The 19,207-nt window shown below is 56.9% G+C and carries 16 protein-coding genes; 7 read left to right on the top strand and 9 right to left on the bottom strand.

Features of this window, described 5'->3' with window-relative positions; genetic code table 11:
• Window positions 1–270: 270 nt before the first annotated feature.
• Window positions 271–894 carry a response regulator transcription factor gene (locus tag BJ887_RS18315; protein ID WP_121340250.1) on the top strand — a complete coding sequence of 208 codons (624 nt, stop codon included), beginning with the start codon at window positions 271–273 and terminating at the stop codon, window positions 892–894.
• Window positions 895–918: 24 nt separating this feature from the next.
• Here BJ887_RS18315 and BJ887_RS18320 read toward each other — a convergent pair whose 3' ends face one another.
• The gene (locus BJ887_RS18320; protein WP_032681504.1) at window positions 919–1,872 is read right to left on the bottom strand and encodes a GlxA family transcriptional regulator; all 954 of its coding nucleotides are present in this window, start codon (window positions 1,870–1,872) and stop codon (window positions 919–921) included.
• A 62-nt stretch (window positions 1,873–1,934) separates the two neighbouring features.
• Window positions 1,935–2,663 carry a cysteine hydrolase family protein gene (locus BJ887_RS18325; protein WP_032681505.1) on the bottom strand — a complete coding sequence of 243 codons (729 nt, stop codon included), beginning with the start codon at window positions 2,661–2,663 and terminating at the stop codon, window positions 1,935–1,937.
• Between the two features lie 296 nt (window positions 2,664–2,959).
• Here BJ887_RS18325 and BJ887_RS18330 point away from each other — a divergent pair, with 296 nt between their 5' ends.
• From BJ887_RS18330 to BJ887_RS18345, 4 genes are all read left to right on the top strand, one after another.
• Window positions 2,960–3,586, top strand: coding sequence for a response regulator (locus tag BJ887_RS18330; RefSeq protein WP_020885118.1), 627 nt, complete (start codon window positions 2,960–2,962; stop codon window positions 3,584–3,586).
• A 28-nt stretch (window positions 3,587–3,614) separates the two neighbouring features.
• Window positions 3,615–4,388 carry a response regulator gene (locus BJ887_RS18335; protein ID WP_121340251.1) on the top strand — a complete coding sequence of 258 codons (774 nt, stop codon included), beginning with the start codon at window positions 3,615–3,617 and terminating at the stop codon, window positions 4,386–4,388.
• Between the two features lie 327 nt (window positions 4,389–4,715).
• A complete protein-coding gene (locus tag BJ887_RS18340) occupies window positions 4,716–5,189 on the top strand; it encodes a heme-binding protein (RefSeq protein ID WP_020885120.1) in 474 nt (157 codons plus the stop codon).
• A gap of 46 nt (window positions 5,190–5,235) precedes the next feature.
• Window positions 5,236–5,928, top strand: a complete 693-nt coding sequence (locus BJ887_RS18345; protein WP_121340252.1) for an outer membrane protein — start codon at window positions 5,236–5,238, stop codon at window positions 5,926–5,928.
• Window positions 5,929–6,084: 156 nt separating this feature from the next.
• Here BJ887_RS18345 and BJ887_RS18350 read toward each other — a convergent pair whose 3' ends face one another.
• From BJ887_RS18350 to BJ887_RS18360, 3 genes are read right to left on the bottom strand one after another with little or no spacing between them, the layout of a single operon-like run.
• Window positions 6,085–6,951: an HlyD family secretion protein gene (locus BJ887_RS18350; protein WP_121340253.1), complete on the bottom strand. Its 867-nt coding sequence runs from the start codon at window positions 6,949–6,951 to the stop codon at window positions 6,085–6,087.
• Complete coding sequence (locus tag BJ887_RS18355; protein ID WP_014168981.1) at window positions 6,948–7,163, bottom strand: DUF1656 domain-containing protein; 216 nt, start codon at window positions 7,161–7,163, stop codon at window positions 6,948–6,950. The genes BJ887_RS18350 and BJ887_RS18355 overlap by 4 nt, the downstream gene beginning before the upstream one ends.
• A complete protein-coding gene (locus BJ887_RS18360; RefSeq protein WP_121340254.1) occupies window positions 7,153–9,108 on the bottom strand; it encodes an FUSC family protein in 1,956 nt (651 codons plus the stop codon). Before BJ887_RS18360 ends, BJ887_RS18355 begins: the two co-directional genes overlap by 11 nt.
• Window positions 9,109–9,226: 118 nt before the next feature.
• Here BJ887_RS18360 and BJ887_RS18365 point away from each other — a divergent pair, with 118 nt between their 5' ends.
• Window positions 9,227–10,021 carry a helix-turn-helix domain-containing protein gene (locus tag BJ887_RS18365; protein WP_121340255.1) on the top strand — a complete coding sequence of 265 codons (795 nt, stop codon included), beginning with the start codon at window positions 9,227–9,229 and terminating at the stop codon, window positions 10,019–10,021.
• Here BJ887_RS18365 and BJ887_RS18370 read toward each other — a convergent pair.
• Window positions 10,018–10,908, bottom strand: coding sequence for an oxidoreductase (locus BJ887_RS18370; RefSeq protein ID WP_121340256.1), 891 nt, complete (start codon window positions 10,906–10,908; stop codon window positions 10,018–10,020). The genes BJ887_RS18365 and BJ887_RS18370 overlap by 4 nt on opposite strands.
• 143 nt (window positions 10,909–11,051) lie before the next feature.
• Between BJ887_RS18370 and BJ887_RS18375 the strand changes: the two genes are divergently transcribed.
• Window positions 11,052–12,173, top strand: a complete 1,122-nt coding sequence (locus BJ887_RS18375; RefSeq protein ID WP_059306698.1) for a YbdK family carboxylate-amine ligase — start codon at window positions 11,052–11,054, stop codon at window positions 12,171–12,173.
• Here BJ887_RS18375 and BJ887_RS18380 read toward each other — a convergent pair.
• The 3 genes from BJ887_RS18380 to BJ887_RS18390 all read right to left on the bottom strand — a co-directional run bounded on the left by BJ887_RS18380 (window position 12,124) and on the right by BJ887_RS18390 (window position 19,144).
• Window positions 12,124–15,258 carry an efflux RND transporter permease subunit gene (locus BJ887_RS18380; protein WP_104440480.1) on the bottom strand — a complete coding sequence of 1,045 codons (3,135 nt, stop codon included), beginning with the start codon at window positions 15,256–15,258 and terminating at the stop codon, window positions 12,124–12,126. The two genes, BJ887_RS18375 and BJ887_RS18380, sit on opposite strands and share 50 nt — an antisense overlap.
• Window positions 15,259–15,267: 9 nt before the next feature.
• Complete coding sequence (locus BJ887_RS18385; RefSeq protein WP_032681515.1) at window positions 15,268–16,329, bottom strand: efflux RND transporter periplasmic adaptor subunit; 1,062 nt, start codon at window positions 16,327–16,329, stop codon at window positions 15,268–15,270.
• A gap of 106 nt (window positions 16,330–16,435) precedes the next feature.
• Window positions 16,436–19,144, bottom strand: coding sequence for a cation-transporting P-type ATPase (locus tag BJ887_RS18390; protein WP_078774932.1), 2,709 nt, complete (start codon window positions 19,142–19,144; stop codon window positions 16,436–16,438).
• Between the last annotated feature and the right edge of the window lie 63 nt (window positions 19,145–19,207).

A 19,207-nucleotide genomic window follows, 5' to 3' on the forward strand; every position in this document is an offset into this window, starting at 1 on the left:
CAACGCGCCAGACGCACTTCCATACGGGATTCTTTCCCTGGCTGACGCTATCTTCCTGTCAGAGCGACGGAGTCTTAATAAGACCTGTCGCAAACGACCAGGTTAAGGTTGCAAGGAGATGTAATAAAAGGACTGGTCCGTTATCTGGCAGGCCAGGCAGGACAGCGCTGAGGGGGAAAATAAAGTCTCAGTTAAAGACAAGTCTTAGCCAAATTTGCATTGACGGGATAGAGAATAAATTTTTCCTTTCCCGATTCAGGACAACCAGGAATGTCAGGCAAAAAAGTCATTGTCATGGACGCCAGCCCACTGCTTCGCGCTGGACTCCAGGGCTTATTATCAGAACATGGTCATCAGATTGTTGCGCAGTTTGGCACAATGGAAGAATTGCTGGACAAACATTCGTTGTTCAACGCCGACTTGATAATAATAGAGCATCTGCAACAACAGCCAGACGTGTTTTCTTCTCTGGCTCAGTTAATAAAAAATATCCCTGATACACAGGTAATGATTTTATCCTCATCATCCAGTGATTTTCACATTCAGCTTAGCAGGAAGGCGGGGGCTGCCGGCTATCTGAATAAAAGCAGTACGCTGGACAACCTCGTCCGGACTGTCAATAAAGTCGCATCCGGCCAGTTCTGTTATGGCAATGAACTGAGGCTGCACCGGACAAAATACCCGCGAGACGCCTCGTTGTTGTTATCGCTATCCCATACTGACATCTGTATCTTGCGCTACATTTCTGCCGGCTACAGCAATCAGGTCATTGCCGGCATAATGAATATAAATAATAAACGCGTCAGCGCTTATAAAAAGCGCATCATGCTGAAATTTAAAATATCCAAATTGACTGAACTGGTGGATCTGGCAAAACGTAATTATCTCTATTGAACAGAAATGACGCCGGGAAAATGACTAACGACCACGAAACTCGCGACGATAGCGGGAAGGTGAGGTATTAAGCTGCTTTTGAAAGTGGCGCCGTAAAGAGGTCGTGGAAGGGAAGCCGACGCGTTCGGCAATATCTTCCACTGGCCGATCGGTTTTTTCAAGAAAGCGCTGGGCAACGAGAATGCGCTGGTTCAAAAGCCAGTTTGAAAAACATTCCCCCGTCGTTTGCTGAAAGCGGCGGGTAAAGCTCCGGCGGCTCATGCAGGCTTTCTCTGCCACGCAGTCCAGCGTGATGGCCAGCTGTAAATTCTCTGTTGCCCAGGCCAGCGCGTCGGTGAAGTTATCTCCACGACGCGTATTCTGCACCGGCAGCTCCACAAACTGCCGCTGCCCGCCCTGACGATGAGGCGGCACCACCAGCAAGCGCGCCACGCGGTTGGCGACATCCGCGCCCCACGCCTGTCGGACCAGGTGCAAACAGCAGTCGATACTGGCTGCCGTTCCTGCTGACGTCACAACATCGCCATCATCAATGTAAAGCACATCTTTATCCATCTGCACTGAAGGATAAAGACGCTGAAAGTCCGCCGCCCATCGCCAGTGTGTCGTTGCCGGACGGTTTTCCAGCAGGCCTGCGGCGGCCACCACGAACGTGCCCATACACAACCCAACAATGCGGGACCCGGCTGCATGCGCGTTTTGTAACGCCGTTAACAGTTCAGGCTCCGGTGCATGCTCGGGCACATCCCAGCCCGGCACAATCACCATATCCATCCCGGCTAACGCATCCAGACCTCGGTCGACCACGATGGAAAAACCGGCATTGGTTTTAAGCGCGCCGGGTGTAGTGGCACAAACCACGAGCTGACACAGGGCGTCACCCTGCGGCGTCAGTGCTTTCTCAAACACGGCATAAGGCACCGAAAGGTGAAAAGGAATAATGCCTTCAAAGACTACGATACCAATTTTCAATGTCATGACCGCCTCCGTAAGCCAGCCAGTATAGAGGGCTGGCTGGCCACAGGGGTTTCAGTTCGGTCTTATTTTTCCACCGCCAGCGCCATCACCTGATCCGTGGTCATGATTTCAGCAAAGACATCCGCGACGCCTGCCAGCGCTGCACGCTGCAGCGTGTCGTGATCCACCACGCCCCCCTTCCCGTCATCCAGATCGCGCGTGGCTGTCGCATCTTCCGGAATAATCACGCTATAACCCAGCGGTACAGCATCACGTGCAGTCGATGAGATACACATATGCGTCATCAGGCCCGCCACGATGACCTTTTTAATTCCCTGTTTCTTTAAGCGGGCATCCAGATCGGTGCCCACGAAAGCGCTCGGGGTCTCCTTGGTAATAATGGTGTCCTGCGCAATCGGCTGCAGATCCTTATGGAACTGGGCAAATACGGAATTCTCAGCGAACAGCGGAGTACCGTTTTGCTGCGGGCTATTTTTTGTTATGTGGCGCACAAAGTAGACCGGCATCCCTTTTTGGTGTGCATACTCGACCAGCTTTTTGTTTTTCAACAGCACATCCGCGCCATCCGGGATAACCATCCGGCCACGGAAGTCCTGACCTGCGTAATATTCATTCTGAATATCCACCACGATTAACGCGGTTTCAGATGCGGATAAAGACGTCGTAGCAACAGCGCCTGACATCGCGCGAATTGTTTTTGTATTCACCTGATTTGTCTCCTGTGCGGTGGCCTGGCTGGAAAATGCGCTCATCATGCTCACCAACAGTGCGGTACGGAAAATCGTTTTCATAACAAGAACTCCCTCTGTGTTGTGTTCGGGAGGCATTATTTCGTGTTGACGTAAAAGACAGGAGTCACCTGAAGAACGAAAAACGGTACTTTTGGGCCAATATAAAAAGGATTACCCTGTCGTTCCTGCCGAGCAAATATGCCAGAAAAACCCACCACTCTAATTTTCATGTCATTGAAATAGCGCTATTTTCCGCTTATTGACCGGCGGGTAATATCGTTGCAGATATGGTATAGTTATGCATAATATTCATGCCTGTGTTCATCAGGCAAAGCCCTTTGAACCAGGATGATAAAATGAATAGCGTATTAATCGTTGATGACCACCCGGTTGCCCGTCTGGCGGTGAGAATGTTGCTGGAAAAAGACGGGATGACGGTGATCGGCGAGACTGATGATGGCCTTAAGGCATTACAACAGGCACGTCAGTTACTTCCGGATTTGGTTATTGTCGATATCGATATTCCTACAATCAATGGGATTAACGTTGTTCAGCGACTCCGTGCGAATGATTTTAAAGGCGGGATCCTGGTTCTGACGGGTAAGGATGACGATCATTATATTAAGCGTTGTGCCGGTGCGGGTGCCGATGGGTTTATTAGCAAGCGCAATAATCTGACGGAACTTCATGACGCTATCCGTGCAATCAAAAGTGGCTATGGTTTTTTCCCGATTAACCGCGCCCGCCAGATTGCCGCAGAGGATATTCCACTGGATGACAAAGGGAATATTGCCAGTCTGTCGGACAAGGAACTGCAGGTTCTGCATTTTCTGGCAAAAGGAAGCCGGATCGTCGATATCGCCGGGGAAATGATGATCAGTGATAAAACGGTCAGCACCTATAAACGCCGCCTGATGAAAAAGCTCGATCTTAAAAGCCCGAAAGACATTTATGATTTTGCCCTGCGCAACAAAATAGAATGAGCCAACACCGGGTCTTAAAGGGAAAAATGTGACGGAATCCCCTTCGGCGGCGCGCCCGCTACGCATACTGACTGTAGACGATCACCCGGCAAGCCGGCTCCTGCTCAGGCAGCAATTGATCCGCCTGGGGTATGAGGTTGTCGAGGCAGAAAACGGCGAACAAGCCCTTGTGCGCTGGAGCGAACAGCAGGTTGATATGGTCATCACCGATTGTAATATGCCGGTAATGGACGGGCTAACCCTCACCCGGCTGTTACGGGAACGGCAGCAAAAACCGTTAATTATCCTTGGTCTCACCGCGAATGCTCAGCCCGAAGAGCGTAGCCGCTGTATTGCCGCAGGTATGGACGACTGCCTTTTCAAACCGCTCAATCTGAAGCAACTGGAGGCGGGTCTACAGCGGGTATCCCCAAAAGAGGCGACCACAAAACTTGCTGACCCGGAAGGCCTCGGCCAGTTTATCCATGAGGACAATCTTCGGTCGTTAACCGGCGATGACAATACCTTATTGTTCCCCCTGCTGAATGCCACGCGGGATGAAAACCAACGCGACATGCAACCCTGTCTCACGCTGGCCCGTCAGGGCGACTGGGCAGCGCTGGCGTATCATATACATCGCCTGGCCGGTGCCGCCGATATCATTGGCGCAACTGCGATAGCGCAGCAGTGTCGCAGTCTTGAAAAGGCATGCGAAGGGACAACGTTGCCCGTCGAGTCTGACATTGTGCCCCGCCTCCAGGCCCTGCTCAGGGACGTCGCGGCGCTGAATCAGGCGATTACAGCCTTCACCACACCACGCTAACCTCAGGTTTACTTTTCCTCACACGCTGTCGAGCGGGCGCCTGCGCCTGGCCTGTCCTGTTTTTCACCGACAAGGACTACACGCCTATAGTCCTTCCCTTACACGCCTATCATCCTGCCCTCATGTATCTCACTGACCTGGAATTTATATAGTGACCCCGTTGTCACCATGGCAACGTTTTTGAAATAAAGAAGGTTGCCATGTTAAATAATTTATTTGAGACCACTACAACAGAACTGCGTTTTCTTATTCTGATGCTCTTGCTGATCAACCTCACGGGCGTTTTATTTTTATTATTTACGCCTCATTAATTAAAAGGTATTCCTTGTGAAAAAAACATTTCTTATTCTGCCTGTGCTCACAGCATTAACCATGACTGCGCACGCTAAATCATTGACGCAGTCCACCCTGTCTCTGGAACAGGCATCTGTACTCGCCAGCGAAGCCGTTAAATCGTGCAGCGCTAAAGGCTATAACGTCAGCGTGACGGTTGTCGATGCTGCAGGCCTCACCCGTGCGGTACAGCGTATGGATAACGCCGGGCCACACACCCTGACAGCAAGCTATCAGAAAGCGTTTACCTCTGCGTCCAGCGGAGCGGCGACCAGCCAGCTTCTGGAAAACTCAAATAAGTATCCGGCGGCGAAAAACCTCGGCGATATCCCTGGTTTCTTATTACTGGCTGGCGGCGTACCGGTTAAAGAAAATAACGCCACCATCGGTGCCATTGGTATTGGCGGCGCGCCGAGCGGTGATATTGATGAAGCCTGTGCACTCGACGCTATTAAAAAGCTGAAATAAGTAAAGCCATCTGTCATTTATCGGAAAGATAAAAAAGGAACTTATTATGAAAGTAACGCCACGTGTTTTATTCGCCTCTGTGATTTCACTGTGCGCTTCCGGCCCGGTACTGGCTGCCGAAAACGTTAAAGAAGGCTATTACGGTGCCCTGAACCTGATTGACACCCATCAGAAGGCCAAGAGCATGAACCTGAGCGAACGCCCGGGGATCGGTTCATTTGTGGCCGGGGACGAAAAAGAGCACAAGCTGAACGGTTCCGTGGCCGCTGGCTATCAGTTCGGCAATAACTGGCGTACCGAAGCGGAATATGTGTTTAAAGAAAAAACAGAATTCACCAGCGGCTCTTCCACGTTTGCAACCAGTTTCAACCACATGAAAGTTGATTCTGAACGTGCAATGCTCAACGTTTATCGTGACTTTATGATCTCCGATAAATTCGCCCTGTATGCAACGGCGGGTGCCGGTGTGGCGAAAGTGAAAGTGGGTGGCTGGCAGGGTAATGACACCCGCGAGTTTGCTGGCAACACGCAAACCAACTTTACCTACTCCGTGGGTGCTGGTGCGTCTTATGAAGTTATCGACGATCTGACCCTGTACGCCACTTATCGTTATGTCGATATGGGCAATATCGAAAGCGGCCGTAACACCTTTGTCAACGCCCGCAGTCTGCAGGATGAAAACCTGCGTGGACGCCTGGTGAACAATGAATTTGTATTCGGCGTGCGCTACGTCCTGTAAGGCACGTTGACAGACAGTTTCATCACCCTCATTTCAGGTATTTTTCCTCTCTTTTATGCCACTTTGCCTGTCCTTACCGCCTCTCTGCCGGGCGGTAAGGTTTTTTTTGCTCAAGAGCGCTCACGATCGAATTTCCCTTCGGTACGCTGACGCCCCTCATTCCGGCACCACCTCCACGCTCGCCGACAACCCGGCTACCAGCTCAATCCCCTTCGGCAATGCATCAATATGTATGCGCACCGGGACGCGTTGCGCCAGCCGCACCCAGCTAAACGTCGGCTCGACGTCGGGAAGCCCAAGCCCGCCCGTCTCATCGTTGTTATCACCGATCCCATGGCCGATGCTCTCGACATGTCCGGCAATCACCGGTTCATAACCCATCAACACGATATGCGCCGTGTCCCCAACGCGAATATGGCGAAGTTTGGTCTCCTCGAAATACCCCACCACCCAGAAACTGTGCGCATCGACGATGGCGACCTTAGTCTCCCCCGCGGTGGCATAGTCCCCCGGACGAAGCCGCAGATGGGTGATATAACCCGAGACGGGAGCCCGTACGGTGGCGTGGGACAAATTAAGCTCGGCCAGCTCCAGCGCGGCCAGCGCACCGTGATAATTCGCCACCGCGACGTTCGCGGCGCTGCCCGTTTGCTGCAAATCCTCGCTGGATATCGCGGCTTTAATCTGCGCGCGTCGTCTGGCGGCATCCTGTCGCATCACCATCTCATGCCGTCTGGATTCCACCTCAGCCTGCGCGCTGGCCACCGCCAGCGTGAGCCAGTGCGGGTCGATAGCGTAGAGCACATCGCCCCGGTTAACCCACTGGTTATCCCGGACGGCCACGCGGATTACCGGCCCGGATACGTCCGGCGCAATCTGTACCACATCCGCCCGCACCCGGCCGTCGCGGGTCCAGGGCGTTTGCGCATAATGTTTCCACATCATAAAAGCCAGAAGCGTGGCCGCCGCGACGGCACATAACGTCAGCGCATAGCGACTGACCAGAGAAAGTAGTGATTTCATCTAAATAACCCCAGCGCGGTCAGGCCCTGCATCAGCAGGAAAAAGGTGACCAGATAAGTTGAAACGTCCAGCAGCGGGCGAAAAGGCAAACGACGGTAGAGCCTGCTGAGCGATAAAAACGCGATGAGTGCCAGCGTGCAGGCCAGCGCCGCGAGCGCGGTGACAAGCAGTCCCGGGATAAAAACGCCCCCGATATTCAGATCATTGACCATCGTCTGCCCTCCGTAATGCGCAATGTAAATCCACCAGATGGCCGACAAACTGGCGCGTTTGTGCATCTGCGGCAGGCAAACAGAGGCGGATGTGGTCGGCGATGTGTTCACGCAAGGCGTCGGTGTCGTTCAGGTGATACAGGCGCGCGCTAATCTCTCTGCTCGCGGGCATACCGCAGCGGCGTAAATGCATCACCGAAAGGCCGATGCGCAGCGCGCGCAGCAGCGGGTTAAGCACCTGCTCTGAGGCACGTCCGCTGCGCTGCAGGCGCGGCAGTAACAGGGCAGCGCGGTCAATCATCAGATTGGTCCAGTGCGTCTCATCCAGCAGAAGCTTGCCCTTCACGCTGCGACGAATATCGCGCTGGCACAGCGTGTGCAGACGCGCGATGGCCGCGTCGGCCTGCACGGTTTGCAGCAGGCTCATGCTGATAACAGCAAAGCCGGTTGCGGCAAACAGCGCAATGGCGGTATTGGCCGCCGAGGCAAAGTCTCCGCTGTAGTGGGCACCCAGCTCGCACAATACCGGCAGCGTCAGGGTGATCCCCATCGCCATAAACGTGGTGGGAGGACGTGCCTGAAGCGACCCGGCCAGCAGATATACCGGCGCCAGCACGGCCACCAGCACGGGGAAATCGCTCACCTGCGGAAGCAGCGCAAAGCTGTACAGCAGGCTAATCAATACGCCCCAGAACGAGCCAATAATGTATTTCACTATGTGCGGAGCCGGGGTGTCGAAACTGCCAAACAGCGTGCAGCAGACCCCAAGGATAGAGACCGCCGTGCTGCCATCGGGCCAGGCGGAGAAGATCCAGACCAGGCAGCCGCTCAGGATGATGGCGAACGCGCCCAGCGCGGTGCGGGCGGCAGTAAGAGGATCGCGATGAAAAACATACCCTTTAACTGCCCTGCCCGCCGTCAGTCCGTGGGCGGGCTTCGCATGGTGGATGGCATCAGAAAGACGTTCGCACTGCTGCAACAGCGCAATGGCCTGCGTCAGATAACGGACAAAACTGGCCTGCAGCGCGTCGTCCATCGTCCGGGCCTGTGCAGCGTAGCGCTCTGCGAGCTGTTCACTGCGTGCCATTAACGCATCTGCCGTGTTGTGGCGTGCAGCATTTTTATCCCCCAGCCAGGCTTGAACGTCGTCGAGCAATACCTGCAACCCGGCAGGCACCGTCGCCGGTAAGCGATCGCGTAATTCACAGTTGACGATGACCAGCCGCGCCAGTCGGTCATGGATAGCCTTTCTGCCCTGCCGCACCGGAGCAGACAGGGCAAAATCATACGGAATATGGTGGCTTATACCCTGCAGAAACTGCAGCGCCAGCGCCAGATGCAGCGGGTCTGAAACCGCGGCGGGTTTGCCTGCGAGGGTGTCAGCCACCCGCTCACGCGCGGCGTGCAGGGTTTGCGATAACTTACTGTTGAACAGGCCGGAGATACGCGCGGGTAACACATAGCGATGTATCAGCGCCGCGCAGAAGATCCCAATGACAATCTCCTGCACACGGATAATGGCGATATTAAAAATCCCGCCGGGGTCGGATACCGCAGGAAAACCAATCAGGCTCGCAGTGTACCCGGCCAGCACAAAGGCATACGCCCGCGGGGTGCGCTCCAGCAGAGATAAATAGAGGCAGAACGTGATCCAGCCCGACAGCATCACGCTGCAGAGGATCGGCATATTGATGAAGGCAGGCACGATCGCAACGGTGGCACAGGCCCCCACAACGGTGCCGGCCAGACGATAGAGACTTCTGCTCAGCGAGGCCCCCACCGAGGTCTGCGAAACGATATAGACGGTAATAATGGCCCACGATGGACGTTCGAGGCCTATCGACAGCGCAATGGAGTAAGCGAGCGTCGCCGCTGCAAAACTTCTCGTGGAATAGAGCAACGCACTGGCATCGTTACGCAGCACGGGAGATAAGCGCTCACGCATGGCGCGCCACGAATAAAAATGAAAAGCGTTTAATGTGTTCATGCCAGAATTATTACTGGCTTGCGAACCCGCTTAAATACTCTATTCTGTCAAAAAATACCTAAATGTTGCCAGAAACGTGAAACCTCAACTTGCCAATACGCTCTTCGACCCTGACGCCACCGCATGCCCGGCCGTAGCCCGACATCTGGATTTCGTGGAGTACGCCGCGGAAGTGCCGGTGCACACCCACCGTAAGGGGCAGCTGATTATTGCTTTGTATGGCGCGGTGATTTGTCATGCGGAAAATGATATCTGGATCGTGCCGCCAGACTGTGCCGTCTGGATCCCTGGCGGGATAGCACACAGCGCCAAAGCGACCTGGAATGCTCATCTCAACTATCTGTTTATTGAACCCGGTGCCGCCGCGCTGCCGGAGAAATGCTGCACGCTGGCCATTTCCCCGTTAATCAAAGCGCTGGTTGACCGTTTGACGCATGAACGCGTTGATTATCCGCCAGAGAGCCATGCCGCGCGGCTGACCAGAGTGACGCTTGATGAGCTCGCCAGCATGCCGCAGCAGAAGCTGAGCCTGCCCGTTTCAGCCCATCCCAAAATACGCGCCATGGCCGACGCGCTGGTCAGCCATCCTGACGACAGAAGCACCCTGAAAGCGTGGGCGAAACGGCTGGCGCTGAGCGAGCGCTCCTTTGCGCGTTTGATGGCACGCGAGACCGGGCTGAGCTTTGGCCGCTGGCGTCAGCAGCTGCAGTTGATTATTGCCCTGCAGGAGCTGGCAAGCGGTGTCCCGGTCCAGAACGTGGCGACAACGCTTGGGTATGAATCCGTGAATGCGTTTATCACCATGTTCAGGAAAGCCATGGGCACCACGCCCGCGCACTATTTTGCCGAACGAAAAATCAGCGGCCGTTAACCCGGCCCTTCGCTGCCTGCAGCAAGCAGGGGAACCAGCACATCGCTAATCGGAACGGGAATACCGTGAGCACGACCATAGCGCTGGATCACGCCGTTGCGGATATCCCACTCCATGGGACGGTTGGCCTGACGATCGGCGAGGATAGACGTGCCCAAATCGGCAGGTGCGCGCTGGAAATTCGCCAGGATCTCCTGCGCAACGTCATCATGCAGCACCGCCCCTTCTGCTCGGGCCACGGCAAGCCCCTCGCGCAGATACGCCAGCGCCAGCTCGCTGATATCCTCACGGGAGAACATCCCCGCACGACGATTCGCAAGCACCATCAGGCCTGCAACCGCATTTTGCAGCAGCTTGCGCCATGCGACGGTAAGAAAATCTGCCGACAAGTCTACCGTGCAGCGCGTGCCGTTCAGCGCATCAGCCACCCGTTTTGCCTGCGGCACATCCGGCAGCGTCAACCGCGGACTGGCCCGCAGCCAGACGGACGCATCCGGCTCACGCTGCGCCGGGAACCAGACCACCGACGGCAGTACCGTCGCGCCATTGACCCACGGTGCCAGTTGCGCCTTTTGCTCGACGCCGTTTTGCAGCGCGCAAACCACCGTGTTTTCATCGCACAGCGCGTTCAGCCATCCCGCGCTGTCGGCGTTCTGGGTCGTTTTCACTGCGATAAAAACCAGATCGTACGGACGATCGATGACCGTCGGATCGGTTAATACCGGCCCGGGTACCACGATTTCACCCTCATCGTGCCGCAAACGTAATTGCGGATGTGCGGTACGTCCGCACAGTTGCGGCGTGCGGCCAGCCTCATGCAGCACCGCAGCGATAGTGGTTCCGATTGCACCGGGTCCAATCAGCGCAATGGTTGGATAGTCAGACATTGTTAACTCCCCTGGTCGCTAAAGCCCTAATCAGTGTGCCGTGGCGTTCAGCATAGCCGCCACACGTCCCTTTATACCACCGCCTGAAGTGGGAGCCATACCCGTTGTCTATACTCATTTCATCTACGACAACGGAGTGCACCATGCCATTACCCGATTTCCATTCCTCTGAACCTTATACCCTTGGTATTGAACTTGAACTGCAGGTGGTTAACCCGCCGGGGTACGATCTGAGCCAGGACTCCTCCGCCCTTATCGCTGCCGTCAAAGACGACATCAAAGGTGGGGAAGTGAAGCACGATATCACCGAGAGCATGCTCGAAATCGCCACCGGCGTGTGTCAGAACATTGATCAGGCCGCAGCACAAATCTCGGTGATGCAGCAAAGTATTCTGCGCGCCGCTGCGGAGCAGCATATTCAGATCTGCGGCGGTGGGACGCACCCTTTTCAGAAGTGGCAGCGTCAGGAGGTGTGTGATGACGAGCGCTATAACGTCACGCTCGAACGGTTTGGCTATCTGATTTTGCAGGCGACGGTATTCGGCCAGCACGTGCATGTCGGGTGTCGGACCGGCGACGACGCTATTTATCTGCTGCATGGTTTGTCGCGCTTTGTCCCCCACTTTATTGCTCTGGCGGCGTCCTCACCCTATATGCAGGGTACGGACACAAAGTTCGCCTCGTCGCGACTCAATATCTTCTCGGGATTTCCGGATAATGGACAGATGCCGTGGGTGAACAACTGGCAGGAGTTCGAAGGGCTGTTTCGTCGTCTGAGCGCCACCAGCATGATCGACAGCATTAAAGATTTGCACTGGGATATTCGCCCCAGCCCGCATTTTGGCACGGTCGAGGTGCGGGTGATGGATACACCGCTGACGCTCGGCCACGCGATCAACATCGCCGGGTTGATTCAGGCGACGTCTCACTGGCTGCTGACCTCGCGGCCCTATAAGCATCAGGAAAAGGATTTTCTGCTTTACCGCTTTAACCGTTTTCAGGCGTGTCGTTACGGGTTAGAGGGCATTCTGACGGACGTGCAGACTGGCGAGCACAAAACCGTGGCGGAAGATATTGCGTGGCTGCTGGAGCAGGTTGCGCCGTCGGCCGAGAAGCTCGGCGCGACGAGCGCGATTAAGGAAATAGCCCTGATGTTAAAACAGGGCAAGAGCGAGGCGCAGCGCATGCGCGATTTTATCGCAGACGGCGGTTCGCTTATTTCTCTGGTTCAGAAACATTGCGAGCTGTGGGCGACGAGTCCGTAAGGCGATGCCCCCACTCACGCAGGCGCTGGAACAGCACAAACAGCGCCGGGATAAACAGAATGCCGACCACGGTGGCCACCAGCATCCCGCTGAACACCGTGGTGCCAATGATGCGGCGGCTCTGCGCCCCTGCCCCGGACGCCAGCATCATCGGTAGCACACCGATAATAAATGACACCGCCGTCATCATCACCGCCCGGAAGCGGCGTGAGGCGCCTTCACGGGCCGCATCGACAATCGCCATCCCCTCATGGCGCCGTGCGCGGGCAAACTCGACGATCAGGATCGCGTTCTTGGCCGCCAGCGCGATTAACAGCACCAGGCCAATCTGCACATACACATCGTTGGCGTATCCCGCGATCCACAGCCACACCAGCGCGCCCCCGATGGCGAACAGGACTGAGAGCATCACGCTCGCAGGCAGCGTCCAGCTCTCATACTGCGCAACAAGGAACAGCCACGCCATAACCACCGCGGCCAGGACAATCCAGATGGCCTGATTTCCGGTCTGCTGCTCCTGATAAGACATCCCGCTCCAGGCATAGTCGTACCCGGCAGGCAGGTTTTCCGCCAGAAGCTCGCTCATCACGGCCATCGCCGTGCTGCTGCTCACGCCGTCTGCCGCCGACCCGCTCACTGACACCGACGGGAACTGGTTGTACTGCTGCAGGAACGGTGCACCAACGGTCGGGGTAATCGTGACAAGATTACTCAGACGCACCCGCTCACCGTTATTGCTGCGCACGAACAATTCGCTGATTTGCCCGGCACGCTCGCGCCACTGCATTTCGTTCTGTACCACCACGTGGTAGACGCGGTTGTTAACGCTAAAATCCCCGGCACGCGTGCCGCCAAAGGCGGTTTGCAGGCTGCTGAAGATGCGCGAGACCGGCACGTCGAGGCGGGCAGCGCGCTCGCGATCAACGGTCAGCGTCAGCTGCGGCACGTTGCTGCTCCAGGTGGTAAACACCCGGTTAAGCTGCGGATGCTGGTTAGCTTTTATCAGAACGTTGCGGGTAACGCGTTCCAGCTCCGCCGGGCTTTGCCCCGCCTGGGCCTGAATACGCAGGTCGAAGCCGGAGGCGTTACCCAACCCCGGCAACGTCGGCGGGGCGAAGGTCATGATGGTCGCTTCCGGCAGCGCCAGCAGCTGACGCTGCAGCGTTCCCATCACCTCATCAAGCGGCGGACGCTCCCCCCATGTCTTCAGCATGATGGAGATAAACCCGCCGTTAGACGCGCTGGTACCGTTGAGAATGTTAAAACCGGAGACCTGAATCACATCCTCGACCGCAGGGTGTCTGGCGATAAGCTCCCGCGCGGTGGTCATCACCGCTTCGGTACGCTCCAGCGACGCCGCTTCCGGCAACTGCACGCTGGCGAAGAAGTAGCCCTGATCTTCCTGCGGCAGGAAGCCCTTTGGCATCGACATAAAGCTGAACACCACCACGCCCGCCGCGCCGGCCGTTGCCAGCAGCACCAGCCACGGACGAAGGTTAATGCAGTTAACGATGCGGGTATAAACGGTGCGCGTGGTATCCAGTCCGCGGTTGAAAACGCGGTAAACCGCGGCTGGCTTCTTCGGGCGCGGGCGCAGCAACAGCGCACAGAGCGCTGGCGTCAGGGTCAGCGCCACCAGGCTTGAGAGCGTGACGGCGGTGGAGAGCGTGACCGCGAACTGGCGATACAACTCCCCCACGATCCCCGGCAGCAGCGCCACTGGCACAAACACCGCCAGCAGCACCAGGGTGGTGGCAATCACCGGCCCGGCAATCTGGCGCAGCGCCTGTGCGGTAGCCGCCGTGCGGCTTTGCCCTTCCGCCATTAGCGTTTCAACGCTCTCCACCACCACAATGGCGTCATCCACCACCATGGTGAGTGCCAGAATAATGGCGAACAGGCTGAGCGTGTTGGCCGAATAACCGAGGGTATAGAGCACCGCAAAGGTGCCGACCAGCGACACTGGAATAGCGAGCGCCACAATCAGCGTCGCACGCCAGCTCTGCAGAAATAAGGAAACCACCACCACGACGGCGAGCAGGGTCAGCGCCAGCGAGACACCAATCTCCTTGATGGTCGCGGCGACAAAGGTGGTGGTATCGAATTTTACTTCATAGGTCAGATCGTCCGGGAAGCGTGCAGAAAGTCGCGCCAGCTCCGCGCGAACCGCATCGGCTACGCGCAGGGCGTTGGCGGACGGCGTAGGGTAGATGCCAAGATAGGCCGAGTCATGCCCGTTCAGCTGGGCGCCGGAGCTGTAGCTGCGCGACCCCAGTTCAATCGTGGCGACATCTTTCAGGCGCACCAGCTGGCCCATCTCCCCCGCACGGATAATGATGTCTGCAAAGTCCTCAGCCTGATTTAAACGCCCCAGGCCGTTAATCGTCAGGGTTTGCTGCTGGCCGTTAAACACCGGCGGCGTTCCGACCTGGCCTGCCGCCCCCTGGACGTTCTGCTCGCGTAACGCCTGAGCCACGTCATCGGTGGTCACGTTCAGGGCGTTCATGCGATCCGGACGCAGCCAGATACGCATGCTGTAGTCGCGCGCGCCAAACATCTGCACCTGCCCGACGCCCGGCAAACGCGCCAGCGCTTCACGCACCTGCGTGCTGGCGTAGTTACTGACGAAAAGCGGCGTGTGGCTATTGTCCGGTGAGTAAAGGCTTACCCCCATCATCAGATTGGTGGCGCGTTTACGCACCTGCACGCCGTTTTGCTGCGCCTCGGTGGGCAATTGCGCCACAGCCTGCGCCACGCGGTTTTGCACGTCGATGGCGGCCAGATCCGGATCGGTCCCTGCCGCAAATGTGATGTTCAGGCTGTAGGCACCTTCATCCGAACTGGTGGATTCCATATAGAGCATGTGATCCACGCCGTTAAGCTGAGTCTCCAGCGGCGTGGCAATGGCTTCCGCCACGTCAGCCGAACTGGCACCGGGCCAGCTGGCGGAGACATTCACCACCGGTGGGGTGATCTGCGGGTACTGCTCCACCGGGATAATCTTCAGCGCGATGGCACCCAGCAGGGTTATCACCAGCGCAATCACCATCGCGAAGCGCGGGCGTTTGATGAAAAACGTCAGCATGATGGCTCCTTAATTCAGTATCTGGACGGCTGCGCCAGGCTGTACGCGCTGGGCACCGTCGGTGATCGCTCGCTCACCGGGATGTAAGCCGGATGAAATCTCAAACTGCTGGCCAATCTGTCCGGCAATCTTCAGCGGGCGTTTTTCGGCTTTGCCTTCTGCGTTAACCACCCAGGCAAAGAATCCCTCGCCGTTTTGCTGTACCGCCGCAGCGGGCACTGTCAGCACCGGCTGCGCGCTTGCCGGACGCAGGTAGACATTCACATTGCCGCCCGGCAGCAGCTGATGGCGCGGGTTGGCAAATTCAGCGCGCAGCATCACGCTGGCGGTACGCGGGTCGATACGATTGTCCACGGAGGTCAGTTCACCGCTCAGGCGCTGACCATTGCTGTCAATCCGCGCCTGCCAGGCGCGCTTCAGGGCGCTGATATCCGCATGTTGTCCGGCTTTGGTGGCAAACGCCCCCTCTTCCAGCGCAAAGGCGATACGGATCGGATCAAGCTGCACGACATCCACCAGCACGCCGCTTGACGGGTTCACCAGGCTGCCGGCATGGAACTGGCTGTGCCCCACGCGGCCATCAATCGGCGATGTGATGCGCGTGTACGCCAGCGTCACGTTACGGGTTTCGAGGCGAGCTTTCGCCTGCTCCAGCGCAGCGCTGGCGACATCGCGCTGCATGCGCGCGTTATCCACGTCGTGACGGCTGATGGCATTGCTGTTGCCCAGGCTTTCAAAGCGTGAAAGCTGCTGCTGCGCCTGACGCAGCGTGGCTTCCGCGCTCTTTACCTCAGCCTGTGCCAGACGCACGGCGGCGCGTGGCTCGGCATCGTCCAGCTCAAACAGCACGTCACCTTTTTTCACGTATTGTCCGTCACGGAAATGAACCTGGGTAATCACGCCTTCCGTGCGCGCTCTTATCTCGACGGTATGAATGGCTTCAATGCGGCCAGGCACGTGCCGTTCAGCTGCGTGGGTCGTTTGCTCCACAACCGCCACGCGAACCGGAATGGCAGCAGCAAACGCGGGTTGAAAGAGGGCGAGGAGGACGAACAGGAGCGGGAATTTCATGGGGATGTACCTCTGATGTGTTTCCCTCACCCCGGCCCTCTGCCCAATGAAAGGGAGGTCAGCATCCCCTCTCCCGGCGGGAGAGGGTTAAGGTGAGGGCAAAAGGTTATGCAGCCTTACGGAACCTGCGGGTCAGTCGCTTCTCGATTTCAACAACGAAGAACATCACCGCGGCTACCGCCAGCGTGACGAACCAGTAGCGCAGAGGCAGCGCTTCCGTGCCGAAAAGCATCTGCATAAACGGCAGGTAGATGATTGCCGCCTGGAGCAGGAACAACACGCCTGTGACCAGCCAAATCCCTTTGTTCGCCAGCAGGCCACGGTTCAGGGAGAACCCTTCAGTGTTGCGGCAGTTAATCATGTATACCCACTGGGCGCAGACCAGCATCTGCAGCAGCACGGTACGGATGAACTCCGCGCTGTGGCCGCGCGGTGCCAGCCAGGCTTCCAGCGCAAAGGCGGCGATGGCAATCATGGTCCCGACGAAAACCACGCGCCATACGGCGTACGCATCCATCACGTGCTGTCCGGTCTGACGCGGCGGACGCTTCATGATGTTGCGCTCGGCGGCTTCAAAGGCCAGGCCAAAGGAGAGCGTGGCGGAGGTTGCCATGTTCATCCACAAAATCAGTACCGGCGTCAGCGGGATAATGTTCCCTGCCAACAGCGCAATAACAATCAGCAACCCCTGCGCCAGGTTGGTCGGCATAATGAACAGAATGGTTTTCTTCAGGTTGTCGTAAACGCGACGCCCCTCTTTTACCGCGCTGGCGATGGTCGCGAAGTTATCGTCGGTCAGGACCATATCCGCCGCCTCTTTGGTCACTTCGGTGCCTTTGATGCCCATTGCGATGCCCACGTCCGCCTGGCGCAACGCCGGAGCGTCATTCACACCGTCGCCGGTCATGCCCACGATCTCACCCTTGTCCTGCAGGGCTTTCACCAGGCGCAGCTTATGCTCCGGGCTGGTACGGGCGAAAATGTCATATTTCACCGCGGCGTCTGCAAGCTCAGCGTCGTCCATTTTCTCCAACTGGTAGCCCGTCACCGCCTGCTCGCTGTTGGTGATCCCGAGCATCTGACCGATGCTCATTGCCGTCTGCGGGTGATCCCCGGTGATCATCTTCACGCGGATCCCGGCCTGCTGGCAGGCATGAATCGCATCAATCGCTTCAGGACGCGGTGGATCCATCATTGCGGCAATACCGAGGAAGATCAGCCCGTGATTCAGATCGTCATGCGTCAGCGCCTGCTCACCGTTCGCCGGTTTGAACGCCGCGGCAACCATACGCAGCCCCTGACGTGCATAGCGCTCCATCTCGGTTTCCCAGTAAGCGCGGTCGAACGCTTCAGCGCCGTTACGGGCCTGCTGCTGTTTACACAGCGCGAAAATCACGTCCGGCGCGCCGGTAATCAGGATGTGCTCCTCGTGACCAATCTGATAGTGGGTGCTCATGTACTTGTACTGCGAATCGAACGGGATCTTGTTAATCAGGGTGGTCATCACCGGCTCAAGATGCGCCTTCGCCGCCAGCACCTTCAGCGCCCCTTCGGTCGGCCCACCGGTGATGCCCCACAGACCGCGTTCGTCCTGAATCAGCTGGCTGTCATTACAGAGATCGACAGTGCGCAGGTACTGCTCCAGCACGGTGCCCGGCTGGATCTGCATCGGCTCGTCGCTGCCTTCCAGGTAAATGTTCCCCGCCGGCTCGTAGCTGTTACCGTCCACGCGGTAGCAACTGTCGGCAGTAATGATGGCTTTCACCGTCATCTCGTTCATGGTCAGGGTGCCGGTTTTATCCGAGCAGACCACGGTCATCGCCCCCAGGGTTTCAACCGTTGGCAGCTTGCGGATAATCGCCCGCTTGCGTGCCATCGCCTGCACGCCAAGAGAAAGGATGATAGAAATAATGGCTGGCAGACCTTCCGGCACGGACGCGACCGCCAGGCTAATCAGAGAGAGCAGCAGCTCGCCCATGGGGATTTCGCGGAACACCAGGCTGAAGACAAACAGTGCCGCCATCATCGCCAGAATAATGGCGAAGATCGCCTTCCCCAGCTTGTCCATCTGCACCAGCAGCGGCGTACGATGCTTTTCAATACCCGCCATCATCTGGTTAATGTGGCCAAGTTCAGTCTCTTGCCCGGTGGCAATGACCACGCCAATGCCGCCCCCTGCACTCACGGTCGTACCGGAAAAGACCAGGTTAGTGCGGTCGCCCAGCGGTAATTCACCGGTCAGCGGATTAATGTGTTTATCCACCACGGTAGATTCGCCGGTCAGAATAGCCTCTTCCACGCGTAAATTATGCGCTTCGATTAAACGCATATCCGCCGGAATACGATCCCCCGCGCGTAATACAATAATATCGCCCGGGACTATTTCAGTTGTCGGTAGCGTTTCATGATTGCCATTGCGAATGACGCGCGCTTCGCTGGAGAGCATATTGCGAATACTCTTCAGGGATTTTTCCGCATTGCTTTCCTGAATATGGCCAATTAACGCGTTGATTACCGCCACACCGAGGATAACCAGCGTATCGACCCAGTGGCCCATAACCGCGGTTAATACCGCCGCGGCAAGCAGAACGTAAATCAGTACATCATTAAAATGGGCGAGAAAACGTAGCCAGGCGGGTTTGCCTTTTTTCTCCGGCAACGCGTTAGGGCCATACTGATGCAGACGTGCCTGCGCTTCAGCACGGTCGAGGCCATTTGCCTGGCTCTGCTTGTTAGCAAGCACTTGCTCAACGGTCTGCTGATACGCCTGCCCACCAGCAGGTGGCATGTTCTGAGAGAGATTTTTTTTGGTCATCGTATTTTTCCTTCAATATACGGTGGACGGAAGCCTGAATTCCTTTCTGGCTTTAATAAATTC

The organism is Enterobacter sp. WPR_3_1, assembly GCF_003635055.1.
Lineage (GTDB): Bacteria > Pseudomonadota > Gammaproteobacteria > Enterobacterales > Enterobacteriaceae > Enterobacter > Enterobacter ludwigii.